Raw genomic sequence first — 20,961 nt, 5'->3', positions numbered from 1 at the left:
CCTATTTGCTTACGCGTTTAAGTTTGGACATTGTTTTAGCTTGTCCTTGGCCACCTACAACGATGTAAGCGTCAAGACCGTAAGCTGTTACGTTAGCGCGAACTTGCACCCATGAAGAACCAATGTTGCGACCAGAAGTCATGATGATTACGCCATCAGTGCCTTTGCTGCCGATGTTCAAATCAACAGTCAAAACTTTTGAATCAATACGACCCAAAGTGTATCCGTTGAATGCTGTCACGATCACGCGGCCCCAGAATGGTTTACCTTGTGGTGTGTAGATAGTGCCTTCGTAGATACCTTCAGCATACTCAGGGTTAGCAACTGCCGTGCCCCACATGTTTGTGAAGTTTTGAACCTTTTTGCCAGTCAAAGTCGTCATACCATCGCGGCCGAATGGATCTTGAACAGTCATTACGCCGTTTTTGTAGTCAAATTTGATTGGAGGATTTTGATCTTGGTCAACGTCTTGATCACGTTGAGAAGCCACAAAACCAGAGCCTTTAACATTGTAAGCAACGTTAAAGAACGCTTTGTAAACCACACCACCTTGCATAGAAAGTGCCGCGATCAACATGTTTTCACGAGCAACTGCTACTGTGAATTTCCAAGAACGACCTTTTTTATCTGTCAGAGCGTATTCACCTTCCAAGTTTTGTTCTTTAGCCAAAACTGGAGCTGATTTTTGACCCAACCATTTAGCAAGATCGTCAGAGTCTTTAGCCGCACCTTTAGCGCGAGACATATCAACTAGCATTCTGGAAAGTTCAATGTATTTCGCAGAGTATGTGCCAGAAGGAATAGTGTCTTGAGCCATCCATTGTTGAACCAAGCTTTGTACGTGGCGCAAAGACAATGAATTTACCGCCGCCGTGAATTCCTCAGCAGAGATGTTTTCTTCGAAACGAACCATGCGAAGCAAAGTTTCGATCGTAGAATCACCAAGACCTGCAAGCAACCAAGCTGGAGAGCTGTCAGTCAATTTAGTCGTTTGTTTGTTCAAAAGAAGCAATTGAGACAAATAGAAGTGACCATCTGCTTTGTTTTTAGTACCCAAAGCATAGATGCCTTGGTTCAAAACGTCGATGTACTCAGACAAAGAAGAAGAGATCTTGATCTGAGAGATCCAGAACTGATTTTGTTCTGGAGACATTTGGTTTTGCTTAAGCATTGTCACTGCAATGTCAGATTGAAGACGGCGGAAGCCAGCTGTAACGTATGGAAGAGAGCTGGATTTCTTGTCTACAAGAGGCAAGATTGCATCGATGTTTGCAGTGATTTTTTGAAGAGCAGCTGGATCTTTAACAACGTCAAGTTGGTACTCAACAACTGAAAGAAGACGGCCCAATGCATCTGCATCCATCCAAGTTACATAGTATCGCACTTTTTCAGAGGAATCTTTTGAAAGATCCAACCAACGCATACCATTTGTAACCATGTGCAAACCAAGTTGCTCGACTGCGTTTGGATAGTATTGATCCAAGTTTGATTTAGTAGCTTGCGTTTGAAGTTGGCCAAGCAATGCAAAGTATTTGTCGAAAGTTACCGCGTCTCTCATCTCAGAGATATTGAGATCAAGATCCATGATAACTTCGCGCAAAGCTGTGCGGCTTGTGGCAGCTTTCGTCAAAAGGTCTTGCGGAGCTGGCAAGTTAAGAGCAGCTAACGCCAGGCTTGGTGCTACTACACAAAGCAATAGAAGGTGCTTAAGGTTTTTCATTACTGGACATCCTTATAAATTGGTTCAGGTCTTTTAAATTTCGTATTTTTATTCGTAAAATCATTAATATCGATGAACTTGTAGCCCATCTTTTTTAGCTCCTGCAAAATGAAACGAAGTTCACTTGCATCGCCTGGGTAGGAACCACGTCCGCCATCTTCGTAAGTCGTGAATAGGAACGGGTGATAGAAGAATGAAGCCCAAGCATCACGCAATACCAGGTTTCTTTTCGCATCGGCTACGATGTCTTCTTTGCTGCGAGGATTTGTTACGTGGTCATTTTGGAATGGTTGCGAGTTACCCAGGTTTTCAGGGATAACACGTTGACCGTGCACGTCTCCAAAAATTTCGTATGGGAAGAACTGACCGCTCCAGTTTTTTGAACCCGTTGTCACTTTCAAATCTTTAAAGAATTGATCGCGCAATTGCTTGCCGTTGGCAGCTTTAGTTTCAAGCCACAACGCTGGATCTGCAGAAGGTGTTAAACCTTGAGCTTTAAAGTTGTAATAGATCACGCGGCCCACATTCCAGGAAAACACATTGGCGAAAATGATATTGTCCAAAGTGCTCGCTTGATAGTGCGGCGTTAACCAGATTTTAGGTGTGATGCCGGCTTTTTGAAGAACAGAGAATCCGTCTTCAAGTTTATCCATGACATAACCCACGCTGTCTTCAGCGATGGGGCCATTGTTAGCCACATCAAAGAATTCAAAGTCGTCACCGGAAGTGCCGGAGTGAGGGTTGAATTGGTTTTTGTATTGGTGAGTAACACCGTGCCAGATGAAGTTTGCACCTTGTGCTTTGGAATCCTGGATGTAATTCATGAATGCAGGAACGCGGTCCATGGATAACAACTGCTCGTTAGGGTTGTTCGTGTATTGTTTCAATGGATCGTAAAAGATCGGGATAATCGAGATATTAAGCGGAACTTGTTCTTCTTTCAGAACTTTGTTCGTGATGTACAACCAGCTGAGTGGAACCAAGGCGTGCACGTCTTCAATACGTAAGAAAGCATACTTGTCGTTGTGACGAGGCTTGGCATTCAAGATATCAAATAGAACGTCAGCAAATACCAGATATCGATCTGCTTCGTGCATAAAGCTGAATGGAACATCAGCCACATAAAAGTGATTGCCTGCACGCAAAATGTACGGAGCTTCTTCGCCCGTTACGTTTTGTTGAGCTTTGGCTAAAACTTGAGATTTTTCTGGAGCGACCGGTTTGAACAAAGATTGTTCGAACTCCGCCAGGAATTGACCGTTTTGAGTTTGGCTGAAATCGCCATACTTAAAGAACTTTTCACCTTTATAGAGGATGTTCTTAAAGAAACTTGGGCGAGCTTTGAAATCAAGATTTTGGCGATCCAGGGAGCTGATCTTTTCATAGCTATAGCCAAAGACGTTGTCGAAGTCTTTACCCAGTTTCCAGGTGTTGTAACCGAGCCAAGCCACGTTGGTTTTCGTTTCAGTGAAATCTTTTAAGAAGTCAGCAGGAACTGCATTGTCAAAATAAGATCCGATATAGATCGTTGCTGCGCACTTGTCGATATCGCCTTTTTTGTAGGACTCTACCGTAGATACGACTTGCTGATACTCTGGGAAGTGACCCATAAGGTTTTGCAAGAAAGTCGCATAAGTTTTGCCCATCCAGTATGTCGCATCGGGTGAGCGATCATAATAGATATTCACGCAAGAAGCCGCATTGGCTGCGGTTGCGGCGCTCATGATAAGCAATAGACTGAAAATCGCTAATAGTGGTCTCATGTGCTTTGAACCTCAATCTCTTTTCCAAAGTGCTCAGGCATACGGTGCTCGGTTTTAATCCACGCCGGGCGTTTTCCTGTTCTGATACTTTCTTTGTATTGGCGATAAGCTTTCACCGTCGCGCCGATATTAATAACATTTGCAAGAAGCCATCTGACGGGTACCAGCGCAATGTGCATACGCGCATTGGTACGAGAGACGGCTTTCATTCGTTGCACTACACGCACGGACATATTCAGAAGATTCAGGAGCAACAATGCTTGGAATAAATTCGTTTGCAGAATTTCCGGCAGGTGTCCTGTGGCGCGTGCGGAAGCGAACATAACCAGTAACAAAGCAGAGAATACGATCAAGACGCTGTTCAAAGGACCGCGGCGATCTCTCCACATGAAGTATTTGTCGACGAAAGTTCCATTCCAAGAAAGGTTATCCATACCTTGGAAAGCAATTCCCAAAGTCCAACGGGATTTTTGGCGCATCGATGCCTGCATCAAATGCGGGAAGTATTCGCGAGTCGCGATGAATTCCTTTTTGCCATTTTCTTTTTCGTACTGAACGCAAGCGAACTTGGATTTAAAGCCCAATTGCTTCGTCATCATGCCCAAGTGATAGTCCTCAGTCAGAGTATCTTCTTTTAAGAACTGACCTTCTTGCGCATCTTGAAGTTTCAACATCAGATTTTTACCGATGCATGTGCCCACGCCCGCAGACGGAATCGCTGCGCCCATGCGCTCGCGAACCAACAGATCTTTGGTGTGTGATTCCGAAAATTCATCGATGTAAACGCCACCCACCAGGGATGCGGCAGGAACGTCAAAAGAAAATACCGGGATTTGCACGAAGTCTGCTTGAGACGAATAGTGATTCATCAAGCTGAGTGAATGTGGATGAAGCACGTCTTCAGAGTCCTGCATCAAGAACAAATCAATTTTGCGCCCGGTAGCGATTTCCGAATCAATAATCTGACGAGCCATCTCGTTTAGCATCTGGCCTTTAGAAGTCGGACCAGGTTGCGTGTTCACGATCACAACGACTTTGTGTGGAAATAGATCTTCAAGCTTTTTAGCAGCTTCCCAAGTCGCCGTGTCATTCGGGTAAACACCTAGAAAGAAAGTGTAGTTATTGTACTGAAGACCGCGCAGGTTTCCGCGAATCATCGGAGCGATGACTTCTGCTTCTTTCCAGTTTGCGATCAAAATTGCGAAATGTTTTTCCGGAGCTTGTTTGATCTTAGTGATGAAATCAGAAGTCACAACTTTCGGTTTCATTCTAAAGATCAGCGCGTAAAGATCGATGAAAAGGTCATCTAACGTGAATACCAGAGCGCCAATCACAACCGCGAATGCCAATAAGATAAATAGAGCATCAAACAACATTAGAATGATCCTCCAAAGTACAAAAGGGCTTCGTTATGGCTGCGTTCGTCTTTCACGAAGGCTTCATAAACCAAAAGACCTACGCTCCATTTTTCCCAGGCACCCAAGAAGCGAACGCCCGCGCGCGCTTGATCAGTGTCACGACCCAAATCAGGAGTAGGGCTGCGGCGACCGTAAAGTTCAATGTAAGGATCGATCATGAAATTCGGATCCATTTGAAAACGCAGACCTTGTTTGATCCAACCTGTGGATACCGGGTTGTGATGATAAGAAGGCATCAACACGCCTTCAGCGTAAAACTCAGTGAACATATTTACGGAGCTCACCGGATAGATCCACATATCACCCAAGAACACGCCCCAGCGGCTGCGGTCTTCAGTGCGAGCTTCGGCAAGCAGGTGCAAGTTCTTCCAGATTTTGAATCGGAAGCCCACCTCGGCCATCAGATATTCTTTGTTGTAGAGGGTGTCTTGATCGGTGGATGTCTTATCCTGACGTTGAACGACCGCACCTAAATAGACCGCGGCCAATTCGTCTTTGTAAAAGACATAACGAAGCTGCGTGTCCGTCAGTAAACCATACTGAGGAACGTAATTCGTTTCCGAATAGATTTCTCCACTTGAAGTGAAGGATGCTTGAGCAGTGGTCGTGACTAATGTTGTAGATAAAATTAAGCTCAGAGCAGAATATCGCAGAACACGTACCATGAGTTCGATAAACCACCGCCGAATTGACAAATTCTTGATTACATCGGTGGTATATACGACCGGCATTTGTATTACAATGCCGGTGCAGAATTTTCATGGAAGTTTCTGGAACGTATTCTCTAATGTTAAAGTTTGGTGTCCAGAATATCTAAGATTTTCTCAGATGCTTTACCGTCGCCAAAAGGGTTTTTAGCCTGTGACATACGGTTAAAAATTTCAGGAGTGTCCAATACTTCGCTAGCCATTTTGAAGAATTTGGCCTGCTCAAGTGGGATTAATTTAGACGTCCCGGCAGCAATGGCTTCGGGGCGCTCAGTTTTTTCTCTGGCAACCAATATAGGCTTACCCAAAGACGGAGCTTCCTCTTGAACACCACCAGAATCAGTAATGATCATGTGGGCTTTATCCATCAGATAGATAAACGGAACATAGTCGACGGGCTCACACAGCCAGATTTTGTTAGCTGGATTTAAAGTTTCACCCTTATCGATCCACTGGGCGTTGTCCCCAAAAATCTTTTTAGCAGAGGCACGAACTTGGGGATTCATATGAAGTGGAATCATCAATTCCAGGTCTTCGCGACGGGAAAGCTCCAGCAATCCTTTCATCACTTCTTCCATAGGTTCACCGAAGGATTCACGACGATGAACTGTTACCAAAATCATTTTGCGTTTTGGATTCAGGAAAGAGTATTTTCCAGCCACTTCAGTTTGAAGCTGCGGAGTGGCTGCGATTTTTCTTTTCACTTCAAACAATGCATCGATACCGGTGTTGCCGGTTACGAAGATATCTTCAGCCGGATAGTGTTCGCGTAAAAGATTTTCTTTCGCCGTCTCAGTGGGTGCCAAGTGCACTTTAGAAACCAAAGCTGTGCCTTTGCGATTAAACTCTTCAGGGAAGGGGGAGTAGATGTCTCCCGAGCGAAGGCCGGCCTCGATATGAACGACAGAAACTTTGTTATAGAAAGCAACCAGGCTTCCGATAAACCCACTTGTCGTATCACCTTGAACGACGACGGCGTCGATTTTGTTTTCATTCAGGATTTTATTTAAACCCGCCATCACTCCCATGGAAATATCAATCAAAGTTTGTCCTGGGCGCATAAGATCCAAGTCGAAATCAGGTTTGATGCCAAAAAAATCGAATAATGGACGAATCATTTCGCGATGCTGACCTGTCGAACAGACAAGAACTTTAAAGCGCGGATCTTTTTGGGCTTTTAAAATAACAGGCGCACATTTGATGGCTTCAGGACGAGTACCGAATACAAAAAGCAGAGTTTTCATGCTCAGAAATCTATTTTATGTTTGATGGTTTCCGCAACCCTGAATCGGCAATTTCTGCTTTTTAATGAAAGAAAAACAGGCACTCACGGCGGAGTGCCTAAAAATTCTCACTTAATTGTTATCTGTCGTCTCTTCATTAATGCCACGCGCTTCTTGAGGGGCACGTTCGATGGACATCGTTGAGGCCTTCTGCGACTGATAAAGTTCCATGGCTTTGGCTGGGCTGTCGACCGGTTCACCATTGATTTCAGTAATCACGTCACCAGCTTTTAATTCTAGCTCGTGGGCTTCTTGAATTTGGTACGGCGGCGCTTTGCATTTCATCGTGATCGTTCCGTCCTCTTGGCGGAAAGGGATGCAGCCCTTTGCTCTCATTTCCGATGAAGTCATCGCCAAGGCTTGTGCAGAGCAAAATACTGATATGATCAATACTAGAATTCTCATGGTTCCTCCGTGAGTCTTTATTGCAACCTTGCTTGTGCTTATTAGCAACCGAATACTGAAGAAACTGGCTGTCTTAGTGAAGACTATCATGTTTAAAAAGTCTGCACTTCGGTGGAATTTTCAAGCTTCTTAATCTGAATTGCCCTGCTTTATAAAAACTGGCAGATTGCCTCGCATGAAACACCTAAAAGTTCAGCTAACCGATGAAGTTGCAGAGGCCTTAAAGGCCGGTAAACCCGTTGTCGCCCTGGAGTCGACGATTATCTCTCACGGGATGCCGTATCCGCAGAATTATGAAATGGCCTTGGCGGTCGAAGAGCAGGTGCGTTCCCATGGCGCGGTTCCAGCGACGATCGCGATCATTGATGGTGTTTTGCGTGCGGGTCTTTCCAAACCTGAAATCGAAAGCTTTGCGAAAAAGGGAATGCAGATCGCAAAAGTCAGTCGCCGGGATATTCCGATGATTGTTGCTGCAAAAAAAGACGGCGCAACAACAGTTGCGAGCACGATGATCATTGCGGAACTTGCAGGAATTTCGATTTTTGCAACGGGCGGTATCGGTGGCGTGCATCGCGGTGCTGAACAGACGATGGATATTTCTGCAGACTTGGAAGAGCTTGCTCAAACGAATGTTGCGGTGATCTGTGCGGGTGCTAAATCTATTCTCGATATCGGTTTAACTCTGGAATACCTTGAAACAAAAGGTGTCCCCGTGCTGGGATATCAAACATCCGAACTGCCAGCGTTCTATACTCGTGAAAGTGGATTTAAAGTAGATGCAAATGTCGAGACGGCAGAAAATATTGCTGAGATCCTGCGAGCAAAATGGAATTTGGGCTTGAATGGCGGAGTGGTGATCGCAAACCCCGCTCCTAAAGAATACTCTCTGGATTTTAAAGAAATGGAAAAAGTCATCAACAATGCGTTAGCTGAGATGAATGAAAAGGGAATCAAAGGGAAAGACTCCACTCCATTCCTGTTAGGAAAAGTGAAAGAGCTGACGGCCGGAAAAAGCCTTGAGACGAATATTCAGTTGGTTCTAAATAACGCGAAGCTTGCGGCTCATATCGCTGCCGCATACGCAGCCAAATAGCATTTCTAGAGAGGGCGGCTCGCAGATAGCACAATAAGAGTGTAGGCTCCTCGGTGAAGAAGCCTACACTGGGACAGGGAGAGAGAACGTGGTGGTTTAGCCAATCAGACGTTCGAAAATTCCGGTTTTTCCGTCTTGAATCTCAATTTTTCTTGGCCTTGCAGCTTCGGTTTTAGGAAGGTACAGCTCTAATACTCCATTTTCATAGCGAGCTTCTACTTTCGCAGATTCAATGCTTGAGGGAAGTGTAAAGCTTCGTTTGAAAAAGCCATGTCTTCTTTCAAACAATTGATATTTTCGACTGTCGTCTGCTGAATTTCTTTTTCGCTCACCAGAGACCGTCAAAAGGTTGTTGGTAATATCAATTTTTAAGTCTTCTTTATTTAACCCTGGCAGATCCATGCTCATGAAGTAATGCGTTTCATTTTCAGTAAGATCGCAGGCGGGAGTGAAATCCCGATCATCATAAATTTTTGCAATATGCTCCATTTCATCGAACATACTGGAGAGTCCAGAAGTAAGACTGCGTGTTGTCCAATATGGTGTAGTTGTTAACATTCTCATTTCATACCTCCTTTATGGTTTGTTTTTTAAAAACTGATTTTGGAAATTACCCTGTCAAGGTGTCGCCAAATATTTTTCAGAGGCCGATGATGTCATCGACGCCGTAGTCATAGATTCGGGGGGAGTCGTGGTATTCACAATGATTGTTAATAGGGCTGTTATCCCTAGAAATAGAACAATGTCTTGAATTAATGAACGCAAGTTTAAGACTTTCATAAGACCTCCTTTCAAAATATTGCCTGTATTTTCAATCTGAGTTACGGCAAAATTTTGTCAAGGTCCTATGAATTTTCTAATATTTTCAATAATTTATAATATTAGTCGTCTGCAAGAGCTTTGGGATTAAATTTGGAAGCTTTCAGGTTTTGATTAATTTTGATATCAGACAAAGTGATATCTGTGCCGCGTTTATTTTGCACGTTACGGATCTTAATGCTGCCAGCGCGGAATTTTCCACCCGGAAGCTTTTTGTAATCACCAAAATCAATCGTCTTTACCAATTTCGATTGTTTATCAAAACACTCGGCTTTGATTGGCAAAAACTCTTTCGCTGAAACATAACTAACAATTTTCGAGTAATTCGGAGAGTTCGCAGAAACATCGCTTTCAACTAAATAGAATTTGGCACCCTTTACTTCCAATTCTTTTTTCACGGTCGTCGTGGCTGAGGAGTCGCGATTGAAATCAAAATCCTCGGCACTTAGTTCAGAGCCAAGAATTCCACCTTTGCTGTTTTCGCCCGTCAAACGACGCACTTGTTTGGAGGAGGGAAGGTAAATCCATTTGTCTTCCTTATCGTTTTTCATCGTGGCTAAAAGCGCAGTGCCTTTTAGGTCTGCAGGTTTAAGCATTCTGACCATCATTGAATGATCTTTTTTAGAGGGGCTCATACGCCAGATTTGCATCTGACGTTCTTTTTTGGAGCCATCGGCTTCGATGATTTTCATTTCAGCGATAAAGGTCTCATCCTTTGTGCTGATTCGAGAACTCATTTCTTTCCCCAAAGTTTCTGCCGTGGGCAGTCCCTGGGCCCAAAGTTTGAATGGAGTGCTGATCACGATGATTGCCAGAAGGATAGATGCTGCTGTTGCCATAACTTTCTCCTTCTTAAAACGTAAAGGTCCCAGAAGCCACGGGCAACTTTTCAGCATCGTCGGTAAAAGAATCAAATCCCCTACCAGACCAGCCAGCATAGACAAAAGCATATAGAAACCAAAGATGCGGTTCATGGCGAAATATGAAGCCATAAACACCGAGAAGCCAGCCAGCAACGTAAGACTCGAGATCAGGCACGGGTTGCCCTCAAGCCACAAGGCTTTTTCGATATCTAGCTTTCCACTTTTTGTGTTCTTTTGCATGACTCGCAAACGAGACAAAAGATAAACGGTGTTGTTGAATGCCAAGCCAAGAGCGATCGAGAAAATAATTGCGACACTGGGTTTGATTGGCGTTTCTGAAATTGCCAGGAAGCCGAGCAGGGCCGCCGGAGGAACCAGATTTGGAATACAAGCCACCAGCGACCAACGCAGTGACTTAAATACAAAAACTAAAACCACGACAATCGCTAACATCGATTGCCAGAATCCAAAAATCAGCTCGTGGGAAAGATCATTATTTAAGGAATGGATCGTAGACCCCATTCCAGTGACTTGTACTCCCATTCCCGGAAAGGCTTTTTCAGTTTTTTCGCGTACGACTTGTACCAGAGCATGCAATTCATTTCCGGGTAAATCTTGAGTTCTAACCGAAACGCGGGTTTTTGAGCTGTCGGCGTTTAGAAAGTTTTTTAAAGGACTTTCATTAGACAATGAATACAAAAAGAAGATCTCTGCTGTGGAGCTGCGACTTGCAGGCAATCTTGAGTGTTGAAAGCTGGCGGCTGCTACCAGATCCGGTAAGCTCACGACACTGCCAATGCCTTTCGTTTGGCGAAGATCTGCGGAAAGGGAGTCCAGTCTTTCGATAAGTTTTGGATCATTCCACGAATCTTGACCACCAGCGATCTCGATGTCCACTGGAATCATGCCACCTAGTTCTCTGTCGATAGTTTCGGTCGATAAGCGAACCTGATGATTCTGAGGAAGATCATCAAACAGACGAGCGGACCAAGACAGGCTGTGACCTTTCAAAGCCAATCCCAAAGATACGATGATGATCCCTGTTGTCCATAAGCCACTGCGACGGAATAAATAGAGTCCCCAACGCGCTTTAGCCCAAGCCCACTCGCGTGCCTGTGGGCCTTTTAAGAATAAAAGAAGTGGGAAGAGTAAGATCGTGGTCACAATCCATCCGGTAACAATAGATATCGCTGCCGTTACGCCGTATTCACGAATAAGTGGAACATTGGTCGTAAGCAGACTCAGGAAACCAATCATCGTCGTCAAAGAAGCGATCATGTTGGGTTTTAAAATAGCTTTAAGAGTCATCATCACCAGATCCTCATGGGACTTTTCTGGAGAAGCTTTCTTTTCTTCGGCATATCGGAGGAGTGTATGAATACAGAGAGAAACGACGTCCACAGTTGTTAGAATTGGAATTGTCGTCGACAGAATAGAGAATGGCAGCCCAACCAATGCCATCACCGCAACTACTAAAATATTAGCGCACACGATGACGATGAAGGAAATAACCAGCGGGGAGAAGTTGGAAAATATAAGGGCTAGGACGATAAAACATGCCACGAATCCAAGTACCACGAAATTTCGCAGCTCTGTCTGCAGTAGTTGCCCAACGTCTGTTTGTACTGCGGGAGTTCCACCCAACTGAACATCAGCAAAGGGAAGTGCTGCCGTCGCTGTAACCTGCAGGTTCTGGCGAAGAGCTGTCAGTTCGTGAGTATTGAGTCTGTTGATGCTGACAATAATAGAAGCGGTCTTACCGTCTTTGGAAATCAGAGTCGGCGCAATTATCGGATTTGCAAGAGTTTCGGTTCTCCAGTTCTGAACAGGAACATTTTTTAGCAAGGGACCGACACTTAAACCATTTTCATTACTGATGGCGCCTTGAACTGTTGCCAAAGAAAGTGCAGTGCGGACTCCCGGGAAATTTGACACGAGTTCAGTTAATTGTTCAAGATCAGAAATTTTAGATTGATTGAACCAATCTCCGTTATCCTTGTTAACTTTTGCTGTGATGATGAAAGGTTGAACTTCAGATAGTTGAAACGTCTGACGACTTTTTTCATCAAGCTTTAGAAGAGCGTTATCTTTGGGAAGAAACTGCTTAAGACTGTACTGAGTTGTAAGTTTCGGTAAAGCAAACAAACTAGCCAGAGTTATAATAATCACGCCGATCAATGAGGTGATCGCTAGGGCTTTTTTTGAAATTTTCAAAGGCAGTCGCAACATTCGCTCAGTCCTTTTCCTTTATTGAAGTCAGATACAATATATCGGACGATTTTTTCCTCTCTGGAATGTGCAGAAAATTGAATAAATGATGAACAGAGAGATAGTTAAACACGTGAAGTTATGATTTCGGCGATAAAAGTATAAAAGTTCTTCGATGTTGGACCTTTTTACTGAATGAAAAATGAGAATACATCCGAACGGAAATTCTTGCTTTAGATTTTGGGCGAAGAGCCGTAACGTTAACCCATGATAAAAACGCAAATCACAAAGTCTCTTTTCGTATTTGCTGCTTTTCTGTTTTCGCAGTCGGCGTTTTCCTCTGCCACTGTCGAATCAGAGTTTGAGCTTGTTCTTCCAAAGCAGTTTCAGCAAAATCTTATCGAGGAAAAATGGAAATCACTGGTGAACAAGGAATTTCAGGCAAACTGGCAATTTCCTGATCAGATGGTGGAAGCACAGGACGGAGTACAAGTTCAGCTGAAAGGTCTTTCCCTGGCGCTGAAGACTCAATTGCAAAAGCCGGACCTGGGATCTGAACAAACTCAATTAATTCTCCAGTCTAAAGATTTATCCGCACAAATGACTATTACTAGTATTTCTGTCGACCAATGGATTGAACGTACTGTTAATGGCATCACCGGTCGTTTTCATCTTCAAGCCTCATGTTCCAATGTCGTTATGAATATGAAACCGGGTGCTGGTTCATTTTCTATCGCTGTATCGCCAGAAGTGGCTTCCAGCACGGCTAACGGGCGTGTGGAAGATGTGAGCCTGTCATGGAAACAAGATGCGTGGAGTACGCAAGCATTCACATGTACGGGTGCTGATGGCTTTGATCAAATCGTGAACCAACAAATTTCTCAGATTTCAATGGATTCAGCGGCGTTCGTAAATCCTAAGAAGGCGCTGTTGCTTTCATATCTGAATGACTATATTGGCAAATGGTCTTTTGACCTGTCCACTCCCAGAGAATTGGTAAGTGCACGCTCTGATGTAAAGATGAGCATGGTGATCGATAGCTTTAATGATACAAATCCCGATCAGGTCACTGCCAAGGGCCGTGTGATCATGAATTTCACCAGATCCTCTCAGAATACGACAAAAACATTGGCTCTTTCAAAAGAAGATCCAAAACTTGCCGTAAGTTCTCAGGCGATGATTCGTCTGCCTGGCGGATTGGCCAAAGAAATCATCACTCAGTCTTATGCGGCTGATTCGTGGGTGCATCAGTTTTACTCCACACAGATTTCTGGTTTTTCAACGGTGATGAATTCTCGCTTCATGCAGTGGTTCGTGTGGCCGGAGTTGATGGACTATCCGAAATCTAGCAAGTTTCTTTTTAATGTTTACTCGAACAAAGATCCGAAAGTGACAGGATCAGGTTTGAAGTATCAAGTGAATCTTAATTTGCTAAGCCAGATGCAGGCGCCTAAGGGCGGTAACTATATTCCGTTTATGAACTTTGTGGTTCCATTTAATAGCAATGTGACCGTGGGAATTTCTGAAAGCAAAGCCAGTGTGAAGTTTACGAACACTACTTTGGATTTGAAATACAGTTGGGATCCTTCTTATGTGAAAAAATACTCACCTAAGACACGTTTTGCCGCGTCCACGATTGAAGGTAAAATCCTGGGCGCGATTTCGGGTAAAACAATGGATGTCACATTGCCAGCAATACCGGTGATGGAAGGTGTCACGCTTAAAATTAAGAAAGCAACATCACTTTCTAACTCGGACTTGCTATTGCAGTTGGCTCCCTAAAAGGAACGACTGACAGATAGTAAGTAAGAATCATTCTTCGAATAAACACCCAGCGGATTTTCACTGCTTCCAGCAATGAAGTCCGCTGTGAAGTTTACACTCCACGCATCAAAAAAGCGTCGGCCTAAAGTCATTTCTAAAAAAGTGCTGTAGTTAAGAGTGTCGTAAAGTCCAAGGATCGAGGCATTCCAAACTTCTTTCCAAGTTAAGCGACCTCCTGCCATCCAGGATCTGCGAAAGACTTCTGTAAGCGAGATATTTGAATCATTTTGTTTTTCAGAGTCTAAAAATGAATATTGAAGTATGGCGATCAGCATGGCGTCATTAAAGTTAAACGTCTTTTCAATACCCAACACGTTTTCATGAAGCCATCCGGGCAAATTGACATAGTCGCCGTAATCATCTGTGTAACTGGTGGCATATTTGAATAAAAAGTCCCATTGGTGGCTGACTAATGTAAATCCACCTTGGCGAATTCGTCGCTGTTTCCGATTTAAGGTCACATCGGGATCCACTTGAATAACTGTTTTGGGAGAGACCTGAACAATGGTTCCAGTGACCTGAGGTTCAATGATCGGGTATCCACCCGCGCCATCAAATCCAGTTAGAGAGATATCGAAAATAGAAATCGTTTTTTGCAAGCGCAGGGCTATGTTGTTATCCAATGCATTGTTCAGAGTTTCATTAATCCCCCAGTGATAACGAAGATTTGGAGGTAGTAATAAGACGAGATTGTTTTCGGGAACCTGGGGAATGAAGACATCCCGAGGAAGCCAACGGCTGTTCTCCCCAGGCATAATCGCTTCGCGGGATTTTGGGACATAAATAAAGTCATAATCAAACCAACTCAGCGATTCAGAGATCATCAGCGAAGGTGATCCCAACTTTTTAGAGCGAGTGGGATCATAAATTTGTCGACGGTTCACAACATCGATTGGGTTGTATCCATCTGTGACTCCCCAAGTGACCAGGTGATAGCCCAAGGAAATATTTAAAACATCCTTTTGAAATTTTATATAGGCTTCGGAGGGCTCGATAAAAACTTGTTCCTCGGAAGATTTGTTATCGGGGTTCGCAACTAAAACGGGTTTTAAGTAAAAGCGCCAGTGTTCGCCCTTTTTCCATTTCGCCAGGGGATCAATTTCAATTTTGAATAAGCTGGTATTAGTGTTCTCGCCGTATTCTTCGGGGAAATATTGCTCTGACATTTGGAGGTCGGCTCCAAAGCTCCATTCGGATTCTGCATTGGCAATTGCCTGCCACGTTGTGATAGAAATAAGGAGGACGAGAAATTTCATCGATCCAGTTTAGTCGTATGCACCTTAGACCGTCTGCATGACTTCTGACAGTTTGTGGTGTATCATGATGAATGAGGGCTAACTATGCAAACATCTGAGACAAGTTATCAAACCGAACATGTATTCTCGATCTCTTCCGAGGAAGAATTGATTTCCTGTTTTCGTGAGCGTGATCAGAAGAAGCTACTTTTGCCTGATAACCTAAAATATCCATTCAATGTTCGTTCTTACTTTACTTGGAAAGAACCTTCCGGGGTTTACACTTATCTTTTATTTAAAATGCCGAATTGGGATATGCCTCGTGGGGTGGCGTTTAAAAGAACTCACACTGGTGGAGAACCCACAGGTGGCTTGTGCAATTGGTGTAATGCCTATGGTTCTTCGGAAGACATTGGGCTCTTGTCAGTTGCGATGAATGCTAACGTCAGTAATTCCTATCTGATTTGTCAGGATCTTCGCTGTATTGAAAAGATCGAAGAAAGCGCCATGCTAGCAGGCAAAAACCCCGACAAAAACATCGCGGATCTTTTTAGTAAGATGTCTAAGCTTTTTGAAAACTTAAGCGGATCCAAGAAAGACTAACCGTGGGTTTGGCCCCAATTTGCCATCATTTCTAACACAGAACTTAGGCTTTTTCCCTTCGTGGTCAGTGAGTACTCCACGCGCGGAGGAATTTGATCAAAGACATCGCGTTTGATGATTTTGTCGTCTTCAAGTTCGCGCAGCTGTAGAGTAAGCACACGTGCCGAAGGATTTCCCGCAAGTCTTTGTAATTCGTTAAAGCGCTTTCGGCCTGACAGCAGATTAAAAAGAATCATGGGTTTCCATTTTCCGCCAATCACTTGCATGGTCTTGGTAACCGGGCAAGGTGACTGTTTTGTCTTTTTGTCGGATTTTGTAACCATTTGAAACTCCATATCTTTTTAAAAATCAGTACAGTAACAAAATAGTGCGTACTTACATTATGTTAGTGTCGGGATTAGTATAGCATAAGTTCACTTGTTGGATCTATATCGGATAGGAGATTTTATGATCGCAATCACAGGGGCAACAGGACATTTGGGTAAATTGGCAGTGGAGGCTCTTTTAAACAAAGGCGCGAAACCTCAAGAGTTGGTGGCTATTGTTAGAAACAAAGAAAAAGCTAAAGACCTTGTCTCAAAAGGAATCACGGTTCGTGAGGCAGACTATGGTAATGTAGATCGTTTGCAAAAGGCGTTGGAAGGTGTGGATAAGCTTCTTTTCATTTCAGGAAGTGAAGCAGGTCAACGCGTTCCTCAACACACGAATGTTATTAATGCCGCAAAAAACGCAAAGGTAAAATTCATTGCTTACACAAGCATCTTAAAGGCTGACACCAGCAAAATGCTTTTAGCTCAGGAACATTTGGCGACTGAAAAAATGATTTCTCAATCGGGTATCCCTCATGCGTTTTTAAGAAATAGCTGGTACATCGAAAACTACACAGAGCAATTCGGCAACGTTTTAAAAAGTGGTGTGATCGCTGGTGCCGCTCAAAATGGAAAAGTGAGTGCTGCTACCCGAGCGGACTATGCAGCAGCTGCCGCAGCAGTTGTTCTGGGAGATACTTCTAAAAATGCTATCTATGAACTTGCCGGTGATTCATTTACTTTATCTGAACTGGCGGCAGTAACTTCGCGACTCAGTGGTAAGACTATTGAATATAAAGATATGCCTACCGGCGAATACGCGAAACTATTGATGAGCTTCGGAGTTCCACAGGGATTTGCCGAAATTCTTGCCGATTCAGATGCTGGGATTGTCAGAGGAGATCTTTATACGGATCGCGATGATCTTAAAAAGCTTTTGGGTCGCAAGCCTTCTTCACTAGAAGATACCGTGAAGAAAGCTTTGCAATAAAACGAGAGATTACTTTTTCAGAGTAAGACGAACAGGGCAGTGGTCAGAACCCATAACATCTGGGCAATGGGCTGCAGCCTTTAATCTATCCGACGCTTCTTTGTTCACCAGGAAGTAATCCAAGCGCCAACCAATGTTCTTTTCCCGCACTCCAGGTCGATAGCTCCACCACGTGTAGTGATCTGGGCCTTGCTCGAATTTTCTGAAAGCATCAACCCATTCAAGCTTATCCAGGAACTTTGTCATCCACGCACGTTCTTCCGGCAGAAAGCCCGCATTTTTCATATTGGTTTTGGGATTACGAAGATCAATTTCTTTGTGAGCGATATTAAAATCACCACAGATCATCACTTCGCGCCCTTTTTTTCTCAAAGCTTGCAGGCGCTTTTCTGCAGCCGCACAGAACTCCAGTTTAAAAGGTAATCGAGTGTGTTCTCTTTGGCTATTTGGGAAATAGCTGTTCACCACGGTAATCGGGCCGAAGTCCGCCTCGATCCAGCGACCTTCAGAATCAAATTTGGGGATTCCCAAACCGACCCGGACATCATCGGGTTCATTCTTAGAATAGATCGCGAGACCCGAGTATCCCGGCTTTTCCGCAAACGCCCATGAAGAGTGATACTTTGCCGGATGATAAAATGTTTCATCCTTTTTAATCGCCTCGTCAGTAATTTTGATTTCCTGAAGGCAGACAACATCTGCCTTTTCTTTTTCAAACCATTCACGGAAGTTCTTTTTATGAACGGAACGAAGACCGTTCACGTTCCAGGAAATCAATTTCATTTTTAGACCTCATTAGCCTGATAACAATGTTTGCTTATTATAGCAAACTTCCGATGACACGGAAATAAAGACTTCCTATGATAAGCGATATGTTAGTTCAAATCATAATTGCACTGCTTATTGGAATTGTTGCGGGTGGCCTGGACATCATACCGATGCTAAAGGATATGAAGTCTAAGCCTCCGATATATCGCTATTCAATTGTTTCGGTTTTCTTTCAGTGGGTTTTGCTGGGACTGCTGATTCCCTTTGTTAATTGGGATGTACAGCCTTGGCTGAAGGGATTCATCGTGGGCTTTTTTGGTATGCTACCCACGATGATCCTAGCTTACGGGAGGGTTCAAAATTTCCCCATCGCGCTCCGTATTCTGGTGCACGGGGGAGTTTTAGGAACACTAATTTCTGTTGCTAGCGATGTAGTCTTCAAGCTTATCAAATGATCCCGTCCAGCCTTGAGTCATGCCGGCGCGTCCTTTGATAAAGGTCTCAAGCTCTTCCGCTGTGTAATCGCCGACAACTTCCCAAGTCACAGTCACGCGAGTTTCTGTGGGACTTTCTTCGGCGAATAGGACTGTGGTCTGCATAACAGCAGGCCATGTGGGCGCCATCGGATGACGTGATTGATTTTCTTTCTCGTCGGTGAACTCTTGAGTGTAAACCAGTTTGTTCGGAGCGGAGATTTCCAAATACTTTGCTCGGCCATACATTTTTAAACCTGCATCGTTTTCAATACAATAGAACGTCGTTGCCCCGGCCTTAATATCAGCACGCAAGAACTTCATATTAAAGCCCGTCGGTGCCAGCCATTTTGCGAAATGAGTCGGATTCGTCCACATCTCAAACATCGTGTTAATTGGAGCTTCAAAAACTCGATTGATAACGAATTTTTCTTTGCCCGTGGACTCTTTGTCCAAGAATTCTGCCAAGCGATCCCAAGTGGAGTTGCCGCTTGCCTGTTTGATAAATTTTTTCGTCTCATTCGCGGCTTCAGCAGTTTCCAGAGCCATGGTCATATCCATTTTCGTTTTGCCACCCTTGATTTCTTCAAATGTCACGGTAACTCTGAAAAGGGGCGGGCGATCTTCGCCACCACCATGGTCATAAACCAAACGAGAATACTTTTCGACTTCGTGATAGACCGTTTTATTTTCCCAATCTTTACCGTCGGGTCCATGCATTGTATAAGACCAATGGCCGGCGACGCGAAGGTCCTTGCTGTGAGTTGTGATAGTGAAACCGCGAGGTCCCCACCATTGGGCCACTTGCTTTGGATCTGTCCAAGCATCCCATACGAGTTTTACCGGGGCATCGTACACACGGGTGAGATATATTTCGTTAGGTTTATTTCTTGCGCCCATTTTTTTTCCCTTTCGATGTCTTTTCTTTGGCAGTGACGGTTTTTAAGTAAGCATCCAGTCGATCAAAACTTTCTTCCCAAAATGTTCGGTAATGTTCCATCCAATCGGCAACATCACGAAGTCCATCTGCATTGATTTTGCAGGGACGCCATTGTGCCTCTTTGGTTTTGGTGATCAGTCCGGCCTTTTCAAGAACTTTCAAATGTTTGGTGACAGCGGGCAGACTCATTTCTTTCAGAAATGGCTTTGCCAGATCTGTCACATTTGATTCGCCCTTTGCCAAGTGCGCAAGCATCGCCCGACGGGTGGGGTCTGCGAGTGCCTGAAATGTTTGACTTAACTGATCCATATTTTACCTATCGGTTAATTAACTTATAGGTTAAGTATACCAGGGTTTGTGAACTTGTCAAAAATTAGAGAATGCTGGGTAATATCCTATAGATAGGGGGTGGAGAAGATTTTCTGCAAAAGGACTGTGTCAGAGATGGCGTCCCGCAAATACTACGGTTATTGTTTATAAATCCAAACCAGAGGTTGCCATGAAAGTAGCGTTTTTCAGTGCTCGCAAATACGAAGAAAAGTTTTTTCAAGAGGCTCAGAAAGATTCTGAAATCGAGTTTGATTTTTTGGAGGCAAGACTTACTGAAAAGACCGTGCAACTCGCAAGCGGTTATCAAGGGATATGTGTTTTCGTTAATGATGTTTTAAACGAAGCAGTTCTTACGGAGCTTCATAAACTGGGCGTTCGCTTTATCGCACTTCGCTGCGCAGGATTTAACAATGTCCATTTGCCGACGGCTACAAAGTTAGGTTTGCGAGTGGTGCGCGTTCCTGAATATTCACCTTATGCAGTCGCGGAGCATGCGGTGGCATTGCTGCTTACCTTGAATAGAAAGATTCATAAGGCGCACTATCACGTTCGTGAAATGAATTTTTCACTGGAGGGGCTTGTCGGCTTTGATCTTCATGGAAAGACCGTGGGTATTATCGGAACCGGAAGGATTGGACATGTCTTTGCGAAGATTATGAATGGCTTTGGATGTTCAATTTTAGTCCATGATATTAAAACTGACCCTGAAATTGAGGCGATGGCAAAGTACGTTAATCTGGATGAACTGCTTAGAAAATCTGACATCATTTCTTTGCACTGTCCGTTGAACGAGGCCACCAAGCATCTTATTGATGAAAGCGCCTTTGCGAAAATGAAGAGCAATGCCGTTTTGATTAACACCGGCCGGGGTGGCTTGATTGACACTCAAGCTTTGATCAAAGCATTGAAAGCTCATCGTATTGGCGGAGCCTGTCTTGATGTTTATGAAGAAGAAGAGGGAGTGTTTTTCACAGATCAATCCAGCGAAGGTATCACAGATGATATCCTGGCCCGTTTAACGACGTTCCCAAATGTTATTATGACTTCTCACCAAGCCTTTCTTACTCAAGAGGCCTTAATGAATATTGCTGACACGACTAAAAGGAATCTTGTTTGTTTGATTAATGGAACACGGTGTGAAAACGAGGTCGCACATATGTCTTAGGTGATTTCGCCGAGGATTTCTCGAATGTGAGACCGAACAACTCCT

Annotated in this window: 18 protein-coding genes and 2 pseudogenes; 5 read left to right on the top strand and 15 right to left on the bottom strand. The window is 44.0% G+C overall.

The genetic code is table 11. From position 1 onward, the window contains the following. Position 1 precedes the first annotated feature (1 nt). The 6 genes from DOM22_RS18520 to DOM22_RS18495 all read right to left on the bottom strand — a co-directional run bounded on the left by DOM22_RS18520 (position 2) and on the right by DOM22_RS18495 (position 7,296). Entirely contained in the window at positions 2–1,720 is a 1,719-nt protein-coding gene (locus DOM22_RS18520; RefSeq protein WP_142701796.1) for a hypothetical protein, read from the bottom strand. Continuing rightward, complete coding sequence (locus tag DOM22_RS18515) at positions 1,720–3,483, bottom strand: DUF2334 domain-containing protein (protein WP_142701795.1); 1,764 nt, start codon at positions 3,481–3,483, stop codon at positions 1,720–1,722. Before DOM22_RS18515 ends, DOM22_RS18520 begins: the two co-directional genes overlap by 1 nt. After that, entirely contained in the window at positions 3,480–4,859 is a 1,380-nt protein-coding gene (locus DOM22_RS18510; RefSeq protein WP_142701794.1) for a glycosyltransferase, read from the bottom strand. Before DOM22_RS18510 ends, DOM22_RS18515 begins: the two co-directional genes overlap by 4 nt. Further along, positions 4,859–5,566 carry a hypothetical protein gene (locus tag DOM22_RS18505; RefSeq protein WP_142701793.1) on the bottom strand — a complete coding sequence of 236 codons (708 nt, stop codon included), beginning with the start codon at positions 5,564–5,566 and terminating at the stop codon, positions 4,859–4,861. Before DOM22_RS18505 ends, DOM22_RS18510 begins: the two co-directional genes overlap by 1 nt. 125 nt (positions 5,567–5,691) lie before the next feature. Continuing rightward, positions 5,692–6,852, bottom strand: coding sequence for a non-hydrolyzing UDP-N-acetylglucosamine 2-epimerase (wecB, locus tag DOM22_RS18500; protein WP_142701792.1), 1,161 nt, complete (start codon positions 6,850–6,852; stop codon positions 5,692–5,694). A gap of 111 nt (positions 6,853–6,963) precedes the next feature. Next, complete coding sequence (locus tag DOM22_RS18495) at positions 6,964–7,296, bottom strand: PDZ domain-containing protein (RefSeq protein ID WP_142701791.1); 333 nt, start codon at positions 7,294–7,296, stop codon at positions 6,964–6,966. A 175-nt stretch (positions 7,297–7,471) separates the two neighbouring features. On the opposite strand from DOM22_RS18495, the gene DOM22_RS18490 reads away from it, so the two are divergent. Then, positions 7,472–8,389: a pseudouridine-5'-phosphate glycosidase gene (locus tag DOM22_RS18490; RefSeq protein ID WP_142701790.1), complete on the top strand. Its 918-nt coding sequence runs from the start codon at positions 7,472–7,474 to the stop codon at positions 8,387–8,389. Positions 8,390–8,485: 96 nt separating this feature from the next. On the opposite strand, the gene DOM22_RS18485 is transcribed toward DOM22_RS18490, so the two are convergent. From DOM22_RS18485 to DOM22_RS18480, 3 genes are all read right to left on the bottom strand, one after another. Then, entirely contained in the window at positions 8,486–8,953 is a 468-nt protein-coding gene (locus tag DOM22_RS18485; RefSeq protein ID WP_142701789.1) for an Hsp20/alpha crystallin family protein, read from the bottom strand. Positions 8,954–9,007: 54 nt separating this feature from the next. After that, a complete protein-coding gene (locus tag DOM22_RS19965) occupies positions 9,008–9,169 on the bottom strand; it encodes a hypothetical protein (RefSeq protein ID WP_168196696.1) in 162 nt (53 codons plus the stop codon). A gap of 101 nt (positions 9,170–9,270) precedes the next feature. Further along, positions 9,271–12,300: an outer membrane lipoprotein-sorting protein gene (locus DOM22_RS18480; RefSeq protein WP_142701788.1), complete on the bottom strand. Its 3,030-nt coding sequence runs from the start codon at positions 12,298–12,300 to the stop codon at positions 9,271–9,273. 246 nt (positions 12,301–12,546) lie between these two features. Here DOM22_RS18480 and DOM22_RS18475 point away from each other — a divergent pair, with 246 nt between their 5' ends. Beyond that, a complete protein-coding gene (locus tag DOM22_RS18475) occupies positions 12,547–14,061 on the top strand; it encodes a hypothetical protein (RefSeq protein WP_142701787.1) in 1,515 nt (504 codons plus the stop codon). Here the strand turns inward: DOM22_RS18475 and DOM22_RS18470 are convergent. Next, on the bottom strand, positions 14,058–15,359 hold the full coding sequence (locus DOM22_RS18470) for a hypothetical protein (RefSeq protein ID WP_142701786.1): 1,302 nt from the start codon (positions 15,357–15,359) through the stop codon (positions 14,058–14,060). The two genes, DOM22_RS18475 and DOM22_RS18470, sit on opposite strands and share 4 nt — an antisense overlap. An 84-nt stretch (positions 15,360–15,443) precedes the next feature. Between DOM22_RS18470 and DOM22_RS18465 the strand changes: the two genes are divergently transcribed. Then, positions 15,444–15,941, top strand: a complete 498-nt coding sequence (locus tag DOM22_RS18465; RefSeq protein ID WP_142701785.1) for an FBP domain-containing protein — start codon at positions 15,444–15,446, stop codon at positions 15,939–15,941. Here the strand turns inward: DOM22_RS18465 and DOM22_RS18460 are convergent. Continuing rightward, a complete protein-coding gene (locus tag DOM22_RS18460) occupies positions 15,938–16,264 on the bottom strand; it encodes a helix-turn-helix domain-containing protein (RefSeq protein ID WP_210415648.1) in 327 nt (108 codons plus the stop codon). The two genes, DOM22_RS18465 and DOM22_RS18460, sit on opposite strands and share 4 nt — an antisense overlap. A gap of 124 nt (positions 16,265–16,388) precedes the next feature. On the opposite strand from DOM22_RS18460, the gene DOM22_RS18455 reads away from it, so the two are divergent. Beyond that, positions 16,389–17,240, top strand: coding sequence for an SDR family oxidoreductase (locus DOM22_RS18455; RefSeq protein WP_142701783.1), 852 nt, complete (start codon positions 16,389–16,391; stop codon positions 17,238–17,240). Positions 17,241–17,249: 9 nt separating this feature from the next. On the opposite strand, the gene DOM22_RS18450 is transcribed toward DOM22_RS18455, so the two are convergent. The 4 genes and pseudogenes from DOM22_RS18450 to DOM22_RS18435 all read right to left on the bottom strand — a co-directional run bounded on the left by DOM22_RS18450 (position 17,250) and on the right by DOM22_RS18435 (position 19,730). Then, positions 17,250–18,023, bottom strand: a complete 774-nt coding sequence (locus tag DOM22_RS18450; protein ID WP_142701782.1) for an exodeoxyribonuclease III — start codon at positions 18,021–18,023, stop codon at positions 17,250–17,252. Positions 18,024–18,418: 395 nt separating this feature from the next. Beyond that, positions 18,419–18,871: pseudogene (locus DOM22_RS20265) on the bottom strand (SRPBCC domain-containing protein); the annotation flags it as partial. A gap of 54 nt (positions 18,872–18,925) precedes the next feature. Then, positions 18,926–19,381 (bottom strand): annotated as a pseudogene (locus DOM22_RS20260) (SRPBCC family protein); the annotation flags it as partial. Then, complete coding sequence (locus DOM22_RS18435; RefSeq protein ID WP_142701779.1) at positions 19,365–19,730, bottom strand: helix-turn-helix transcriptional regulator; 366 nt, start codon at positions 19,728–19,730, stop codon at positions 19,365–19,367. The pseudogene DOM22_RS20260 and the gene DOM22_RS18435, both read right to left, overlap by 17 nt. Before the next feature lie 190 nt (positions 19,731–19,920). Here DOM22_RS18435 and DOM22_RS18430 point away from each other — a divergent pair, with 190 nt between their 5' ends. After that, positions 19,921–20,916: a 2-hydroxyacid dehydrogenase gene (locus DOM22_RS18430; protein ID WP_142701778.1), complete on the top strand. Its 996-nt coding sequence runs from the start codon at positions 19,921–19,923 to the stop codon at positions 20,914–20,916. The last annotated feature ends 45 nt before the right edge of the window (positions 20,917–20,961 follow it).

Source organism: Bdellovibrio sp. ZAP7 (assembly GCF_006874645.1).
GTDB lineage: Bacteria > Bdellovibrionota > Bdellovibrionia > Bdellovibrionales > Bdellovibrionaceae > Bdellovibrio.
Note: the sequence above shows the minus strand (reverse complement) of the source record. Positions and strands in the feature narration are given on the sequence as shown.

What these genes read in the sequence shown, in the direction of transcription:
- DOM22_RS18520 (WP_142701796.1), bottom strand. Translation starts at nt 1,720, where the DNA reads ATGAAAAACCTTAAGCACCTTCTATTGCTTTGTGTAGTAGCACCAAGC.
- DOM22_RS18515 (WP_142701795.1), bottom strand. Translation starts at nt 3,483, where the DNA reads ATGAGACCACTATTAGCGATTTTCAGTCTATTGCTTATCATGAGCGCC.
- DOM22_RS18510 (WP_142701794.1), bottom strand. Translation starts at nt 4,859, where the DNA reads ATGTTGTTTGATGCTCTATTTATCTTATTGGCATTCGCGGTTGTGATT.
- DOM22_RS18505 (WP_142701793.1), bottom strand. Translation starts at nt 5,566, where the DNA reads ATGGTACGTGTTCTGCGATATTCTGCTCTGAGCTTAATTTTATCTACA.
- wecB (WP_142701792.1), bottom strand. Translation starts at nt 6,852, where the DNA reads ATGAAAACTCTGCTTTTTGTATTCGGTACTCGTCCTGAAGCCATCAAA.
- DOM22_RS18495 (WP_142701791.1), bottom strand. Translation starts at nt 7,296, where the DNA reads ATGAGAATTCTAGTATTGATCATATCAGTATTTTGCTCTGCACAAGCC.
- DOM22_RS18490 (WP_142701790.1), top strand. Translation starts at nt 7,472, where the DNA reads ATGAAACACCTAAAAGTTCAGCTAACCGATGAAGTTGCAGAGGCCTTA.
- DOM22_RS18485 (WP_142701789.1), bottom strand. Translation starts at nt 8,953, where the DNA reads ATGAGAATGTTAACAACTACACCATATTGGACAACACGCAGTCTTACT.
- DOM22_RS19965 (WP_168196696.1), bottom strand. Translation starts at nt 9,169, where the DNA reads ATGAAAGTCTTAAACTTGCGTTCATTAATTCAAGACATTGTTCTATTT.
- DOM22_RS18480 (WP_142701788.1), bottom strand. Translation starts at nt 12,300, where the DNA reads ATGTTGCGACTGCCTTTGAAAATTTCAAAAAAAGCCCTAGCGATCACC.
- DOM22_RS18475 (WP_142701787.1), top strand. Translation starts at nt 12,547, where the DNA reads ATGATAAAAACGCAAATCACAAAGTCTCTTTTCGTATTTGCTGCTTTT.
- DOM22_RS18470 (WP_142701786.1), bottom strand. Translation starts at nt 15,359, where the DNA reads ATGAAATTTCTCGTCCTCCTTATTTCTATCACAACGTGGCAGGCAATT.
- DOM22_RS18465 (WP_142701785.1), top strand. Translation starts at nt 15,444, where the DNA reads ATGCAAACATCTGAGACAAGTTATCAAACCGAACATGTATTCTCGATC.
- DOM22_RS18460 (WP_210415648.1), bottom strand. Translation starts at nt 16,264, where the DNA reads ATGGTTACAAAATCCGACAAAAAGACAAAACAGTCACCTTGCCCGGTT.
- DOM22_RS18455 (WP_142701783.1), top strand. Translation starts at nt 16,389, where the DNA reads ATGATCGCAATCACAGGGGCAACAGGACATTTGGGTAAATTGGCAGTG.
- DOM22_RS18450 (WP_142701782.1), bottom strand. Translation starts at nt 18,023, where the DNA reads ATGAAATTGATTTCCTGGAACGTGAACGGTCTTCGTTCCGTTCATAAA.
- DOM22_RS18435 (WP_142701779.1), bottom strand. Translation starts at nt 19,730, where the DNA reads ATGGATCAGTTAAGTCAAACATTTCAGGCACTCGCAGACCCCACCCGT.
- DOM22_RS18430 (WP_142701778.1), top strand. Translation starts at nt 19,921, where the DNA reads ATGAAAGTAGCGTTTTTCAGTGCTCGCAAATACGAAGAAAAGTTTTTT.